Annotated in this window: 7 protein-coding genes; 4 read left to right on the top strand and 3 right to left on the bottom strand. The window is 61.7% G+C overall.

The genetic code is table 11. From position 1 onward, the window contains the following. Both ispH and CIC12_RS02050 read right to left on the bottom strand, forming a co-directional pair. A partial coding sequence (gene ispH / locus CIC12_RS02055; RefSeq protein ID WP_168661686.1) for a 4-hydroxy-3-methylbut-2-enyl diphosphate reductase occupies positions 1–918 on the bottom strand: 918 nt, incomplete at its 3' end. A 2-nt stretch (positions 919–920) separates the two neighbouring features. Further along, a complete protein-coding gene (locus CIC12_RS02050; RefSeq protein WP_168661684.1) occupies positions 921–1376 on the bottom strand; it encodes an FKBP-type peptidyl-prolyl cis-trans isomerase in 456 nt (151 codons plus the stop codon). Between the two features lie 209 nt (positions 1377–1585). Here CIC12_RS02050 and radC point away from each other — a divergent pair, with 209 nt between their 5' ends. From radC to nadB, 4 genes are all read left to right on the top strand, one after another. After that, a complete protein-coding gene (gene radC, locus CIC12_RS02045) occupies positions 1586–2368 on the top strand; it encodes a RadC family protein (RefSeq protein WP_168661682.1) in 783 nt (260 codons plus the stop codon). 251 nt (positions 2369–2619) lie between these two features. Next, positions 2620–2853 carry a 50S ribosomal protein L28 gene (gene rpmB / locus CIC12_RS02040; RefSeq protein WP_007180631.1) on the top strand — a complete coding sequence of 78 codons (234 nt, stop codon included), beginning with the start codon at positions 2620–2622 and terminating at the stop codon, positions 2851–2853. A 10-nt stretch (positions 2854–2863) separates the two neighbouring features. Further along, positions 2864–3031, top strand: coding sequence for a 50S ribosomal protein L33 (gene rpmG / locus CIC12_RS02035; RefSeq protein WP_007180630.1), 168 nt, complete (start codon positions 2864–2866; stop codon positions 3029–3031). A 247-nt stretch (positions 3032–3278) separates the two neighbouring features. Then, on the top strand, positions 3279–4877 hold the full coding sequence (nadB, locus tag CIC12_RS02030) for an L-aspartate oxidase (RefSeq protein ID WP_168661690.1): 1599 nt from the start codon (positions 3279–3281) through the stop codon (positions 4875–4877). Positions 4878–4966: 89 nt separating this feature from the next. Here the strand turns inward: nadB and nadC are convergent, their stop codons facing one another. Further along, complete coding sequence (gene nadC / locus CIC12_RS02025) at positions 4967–5842, bottom strand: carboxylating nicotinate-nucleotide diphosphorylase (protein WP_168661688.1); 876 nt, start codon at positions 5840–5842, stop codon at positions 4967–4969. Positions 5843–5845 lie beyond the last annotated feature (3 nt).

Below are 5845 nucleotides of genomic sequence, written 5' to 3'. Positions count from 1 at the left end.
GTTTTCTTCGATGCCGTCGAGCGCGCGCACATTGCGCACGCCGAGATCGCGCAAGCGAGCGATCACCGCCTGCGCCAGCACTTCCGGCGCTGACGCGCCGGCGGTCACGCCGATACGCCGCTTGCCCTCGACCCATACGGGATCGATCTGATCGGGCGAATCCACCATATAGGCCGGCACGCCGAGCTTTTCGGCCAGTTCGCGCAGCCGGTTGGAGTTCGAACTATTCGGGCTGCCGACCACGATCACGACGTCGCACTGCGGTGCCATGAATTTCACCGCGTCCTGGCGGTTTTGCGTGGCGTAGCAGATGTCCTGCTTCTTCGGCTCACGGATGGACGGATATTTGCTCTTCAATGCGCGGATGATTTCTGCCGCATCGTCAACTGATAGCGTGGTTTGCGTGACGAACGCGATCCGCTCCGGATCGGCCAGCTGCAAAGCCTGCACGTCTTCAATGTCTTCGACCAGATGCATGCCCTCGCCGGCCTGCCCCATCGTTCCCTCGACTTCCGGATGGCCCTTGTGACCGATCATCACGATGTCGAAACCGTCCTGGCGCATCTTCGCGACTTCGATATGCACCTTGGTCACGAGCGGACACGTGGCGTCGTACACGCGCAGCCCGCGCGACTCAGCTTCTGAACGCACAGCCTTCGACACACCGTGTGCACTGAAAATGACCGTATTGCCGGGCGGCACTTCCTCCAGCCGCTCGATGAAGATCGCGCCCTTCTTGCGCAAGTCTTCGACGACATAGGCGTTGTGGACGATTTCGTGGCGCACGTAGATCGGCGACCCGTGCAGCTTGATGGCCCGCTCGACGATCTCGATCGCCCGATCGACACCGGCGCAAAATCCACGCGGCTGCGCCAGCAGGATCTCGGTTTCGGCAAGAGTCGTATCCGTGATGCTCATTTTTACAAAATCCCGATGATTTTCACTTCAAACGCCAGCGCCTGGCCGGCAAGCGGATGGTTGAAATCGAACAGGGCCGACGTTTCGCCGACCTCCTTCAGGACACCGGCGTAACGCCCGCCTCCCGGCGCGTTGAATTCGACCAGATCACCTGGCGAAAAATCCTCGCCGATCATGCTGTTTTCGCGCAGCGTGGCCAGCGACACGCGCTGGATAAGCTCCGGATTGCGGGGACCGAACGCCTCCCCCGGGGTTAGCTGAAAGGTCGAATGGTGGCCCACCCTCAAACCCAGCAAAATATCTTCCAGCGGCGGCGCTAGCTGACCGGCGCCAAGCAGCAGCGTAGCCGGCTTGTCGGTAAACGTATTGATGACTTCGGCGCCATCGGCAAGGGAAAGCCGGTAGTGAAGGGTCACGTGTGAACCGGCCTTCACCTCGGAAATGTCGATGATGCTCATGCAATGCTCGCTCAGTCGAAGCGCGCTGCACGGGTGCGCTGCAGGCGCAGTCGACGCCGCAGTTCACGCGTGTGGCAAACCATCGGGTGCCGTGCGCAAAGCGTCTATTGTAAGCCACATAGCGGGCGGCGGCTTGGGTCAGTCGCGCGCATGGCGGCAGGGTACAGCCTCTCCCTGCGCCACCCACCGAAGCGGAGGATTCTCTTTATATGGCCGATTACGTCAGCACAATTGACGATGTACCCGCGCAGACAGCGCTGCCGGGGGCGCCCACACCACGCGGCGCCGCTGCAGCTGGCGCGCCTGCTCGCCCCCCGCTGCCGCGCGGCAAATGGCAAAAAAGAGACATGCCGCGCGAGCGTCTGATCAACAAGGGGCCGAGTGCCCTGTCCGATACCGAGATGATCGCGCTGGTGCTGGGCTCGGGCCTGCCCGGCCACGACGTCTTCAGCATCGCACGGGCATTGCTCGACCGGTTCGGCTCGCTGCGCGCCATGCTCGACGCGGCCTATGTGGACCTCGATGGCATCCGCGGCCTCGGACCGGCGAAAAAAGCGCAGCTGCTGGCGATCATGGAAATGGCCCGGCGCTCTCTGGTCGATAAAATGCGCAGGCGCTCGCTGTTGAACTCGCCCGAAGCCGTGGAAAAATATCTGCGCCTGTTGATCGGCGGCCGCCAGCAGGAAGTGTTCGTGTCGCTCTTTCTCGACGCGCGGCATCGGCTGATACGCTGCGAGGAAAGCGCGCAAGGCTCACTTACGCGCATGGCGGTCTATCCACGCGAAATCGTGCGGCGCGCACTGAACCTGAATGCGGCGAGCCTGATCGTCGCGCATAATCACCCTTCCGGCGCAGTCCAGCCAAGCGCCAGCGACTGCCACCTGACGCACACGCTACGCGACGCGTTGGCGTTGATCGATGTGCGACTGATCGATCATCTGGTGATCGCCACTGACAGCGTCTACTCGTTCGCCTGCGCCGGCTGGCCGTGACAGCGCAAGGGAGCAGGGCCGGGAGCAGAGCCGCGCAGGCGGGGCGCCGTGTCCCCTGCCGCAAATAAGGTTTGATTTTGCGGCTTTTTTTCCGCTATAATTCCGGTTTGCCTATTTCCAACCCCCTGTTCCGAAGCCATCAAGGCGTTCCGGAAAGCTCAAGCGCCTCTAGTTTCCAAACTTAAGCGCGGCTCTTTTCGGGAAACTTTCACGGCGTTCGAACTCAGAATTAGCGTATTAGGAGTGCTCTCATGGCACGCGTATGCCAAGTAACTGGGAAAGCGCCGATGAGCGGCAACAACGTTTCCCACGCGAACAACAAAACCAAGCGCCGGTTCCTGCCGAACCTGCAAAACCGCCGCATTTGGGTGGAAAGCGAAAACCGTTGGGTGCGTCTGCGCGTTTCGAACGCCGGCCTGCGCCTGATCGACAAGAACGGTATCGACGCTGTGCTCGCGGATCTGCGCGCACGCGGTGAAGCCTAAGGAGTAAATCATGGCGAAAGGCGCACGCGACAAGATCAAGCTGGAATCGACCGCAGGCACGGGTCACTTCTACACGACGACGAAGAACAAACGCAACATGCCGGAAAAGATGCTGATCAAGAAATTTGATCCGGTCGTCCGCAAGCACGTTGAGTACAAGGAAACCAAGATTAAATAAATCTTGGCTCCAGCCTGACGAAGGCAAAAGACATGCAAAAAAGCCTCGCATTCGTGCGAGGCTTTTTTGTTTTCTGCGCGCCCTTCTTATCTTGTCTCCACGCCGTTGATTCGCTCTTCGTCCACCACCAACAGTCTTATGCCGTTCGGCCAGCTTTCGTTCATCCGTTGCGACGCGTATGCTTTCTTGTTTTAGCGGCGAGCGATCGGGCGCCGTCATGGCAAAACGAAAGACGGAGATGCAGGAAATGGAATTCGATGTGGCGATTGTCGGTAGCGGTCTCGCTGGCTTGAGCGTAGCGCTCAATCTGGCGGAGACCCGGCGGGTTGCAGTGGTCGCCAAGCGATCGATGACCGAGGGCGCAAGCGACTGGGCGCAAGGCGGCATCGCTGCAGTGCTGGATTCGGCGGACAGCATCGAAAATCACGTGCGCGACACGCTGATCGCCGGTGGCGGATTGTGTGACGAGGCCGCTACGCGCTTCATCGTCGAGCATGGGCGTGCCGCCATCGAATGGTTGATCAAGCAAGGTGTGCCGTTTACCAAAGACGATGCCGCCGAACTTGGCTTTCATCTGACGCGTGAAGGCGGCCACAGCCATCGGCGGATCATTCACGCTGCGGATGCGACCGGCCACGCGGTGGTCGCCACGCTCAGCGAACGCGTGCGGCGCCATCCGAACATTACGCTGTTCGAGGACCACTACGCGATCGATCTGATCACGTCCGATCGCCTCGGCCTGCCCGGCCGCCGTTGCCACGGTCTGTACGCGCTCGATCTGCAAAGCGGTCGCACGGTGACGATAGAAGCGCCGCATACGGTGCTCGCCACCGGCGGCGCCGGCAAGGTCTATCTGTACACCACGAATCCCGACACCGCGACCGGCGACGGCATCGCGATGGCATGGCGAGCCGGCTGCCGCGTGTCGAACATGGAATTCATCCAGTTCCATCCGACCTGCCTGTTCCATCCGTATGCGAAGTCGTTTCTGATTTCGGAAGCAGTGCGCGGCGAAGGCGGCATTCTGAAGCTGCCGGACGGCACGCGCTTCATGCCGAACCACGACGAGCGCGCCGAACTCGCGCCGCGCGACATCGTCGCACGTGCGATCGACTTCGAAATCAAGAAGCGCGGCATCGATTGCGTGTATCTCGATATCAGCCATCAGCCACCTGAATTCCTGCGCGAACACTTCCCGACGATTCTCGCGCGCTGCCTGGAATTCGGTATTGATATTACCAAGGAACCGATCCCGGTCGTGCCGGCGGCGCACTACACGTGCGGCGGCGTCGTGACCGACCTGGCGGGCCGCACCGATCTCGCGGGCCTGTATGCTGTCGGCGAGACGTCGTGCACCGGCCTGCATGGCGCGAACCGTCTGGCCAGCAACTCGCTGCTCGAATGCCTCGTGATCGGACGCTCCGCGGCGCAAGCCATCGAGGAAGAAGGCTTCGGCGCGGCCGTTCATGCGCCGTTGCCGGATTGGGACGAAAGCCGCGTGTCCGACGCCGACGAAGAAGTCGTGGTCGCTCACAACTGGGATGAACTACGCCGGCTGATGTGGAACTACGTCGGCATCGTGCGCACCGACAAGCGGCTCGCACGCGCGAAACACCGATTGGCGTTACTGCGCGACGAAATTCACGAGTATTACGCGAACTTCAAGGTGAGTCGCGATCTGCTCGAACTGCGCAACCTGGTCGACGTCGCCTCGTTGATCGTCGAAGGCGCGCGCTCACGGCGTGAGAGCCGCGGGCTGCATTTCAGCCGGGACTGGCCGGCAACACTGCCCAAAGCGCTGCCGACAGTTCTCTCGCCAGAGCACGTGCGCACCCGCAACGTATGATCGTTTCGAGCTGGGTGAAACGAAAAGGCCATCGCCGGAGTGATCCGGGATGGCCTTCATCATTGATCGAAACCGCTGTGGACAAGCGGTCAAACGATCCGCATCGAGTAATCCGTTGCGCGCACGTCCTTGGTCAGCGCGCCGATCGAGACGCGATCGACGCCCGTTTCGGCAATCGTCCGCACGGTCTCGAAGTTCACGCCGCCGGACACCTCCAGTACCGCTCGCCCCGCCGTGATGCGGACCGCGTCGCGCATTGCGTCGAACGAAAAGTTGTCCAGCAGAATGGATTGCGCGCCATGCGACAGTGCGGTTTCCAGTTGCTCAAGCGTCTCCACTTCAATCTGGATCGACACGCCCGCATTTAACGCGAGCGCGGCGTCCACGGCAGCGCCCACGCCGCCTGCCGCGGCAATGTGGTTTTCCTTGATGAGGATGCCATCGTACAACGCGAGCCGTTGATTCGCGCCGCCGCCCACGCGCACCGCATACTTTTGCGCGAGCCGCAAACCCGGCAACGTCTTGCGCGTGTCGAAAATGCGGGTGCGCGTATGCGCGATCGCGTCGACATACCGCCGCGTCGCGCTCGACACACCCGACAGCAACTGCAAAAAATTCAGTGCATTGCGTTCCGCAGTCAACAGCGCGCGAACCGGTCCGCGCAGTTCACAGACCGGCGTGTCCGCGGCCATCCGATCACCTTCACGATAGCGCCACCGCACATCGATACGCGGATCGACCTCGCGCATCACTGCGTTGAACCATGGCACGCCGCACAGCACCGCCTCCTCGCGCACGATGATGCGCGCATCGCGCAGATCCTCGGCGGGGACAAGGCGGCCGGTCTGGTCACCCGTGCCGACATCTTCGGCCAACGCATCGGCGACATTGCGCGCCAAGGCCGCGTCGAAAGCCGCGCCATACTGCGCGTGGATCTCGGCAAACAGCGGCGACACCGGCTCGATCGG

This window comes from Paraburkholderia sp. SG-MS1, from assembly GCF_012275575.1.
Taxonomy (GTDB): domain Bacteria; phylum Pseudomonadota; class Gammaproteobacteria; order Burkholderiales; family Burkholderiaceae; genus Paraburkholderia.
The sequence above is the reverse complement of the archived record's forward strand: the minus strand, read 5'-3'. Positions and strand labels throughout refer to the sequence as shown.

Bases quoted from the DNA above. Each gene is read 5' to 3' on its own strand.
- CIC12_RS02050 (WP_168661684.1), bottom strand. From the start codon at position 1,376: ATGAGCATCATCGACATTTCCGAGGTGAAGGCCGGTTCACACGTGACC.
- radC (WP_168661682.1), top strand. From the start codon at position 1,586: ATGGCCGATTACGTCAGCACAATTGACGATGTACCCGCGCAGACAGCG.
- rpmB (WP_007180631.1), top strand. From the start codon at position 2,620: ATGGCACGCGTATGCCAAGTAACTGGGAAAGCGCCGATGAGCGGCAAC.
- rpmG (WP_007180630.1), top strand. From the start codon at position 2,864: ATGGCGAAAGGCGCACGCGACAAGATCAAGCTGGAATCGACCGCAGGC.
- nadB (WP_168661690.1), top strand. From the start codon at position 3,279: ATGGAATTCGATGTGGCGATTGTCGGTAGCGGTCTCGCTGGCTTGAGC.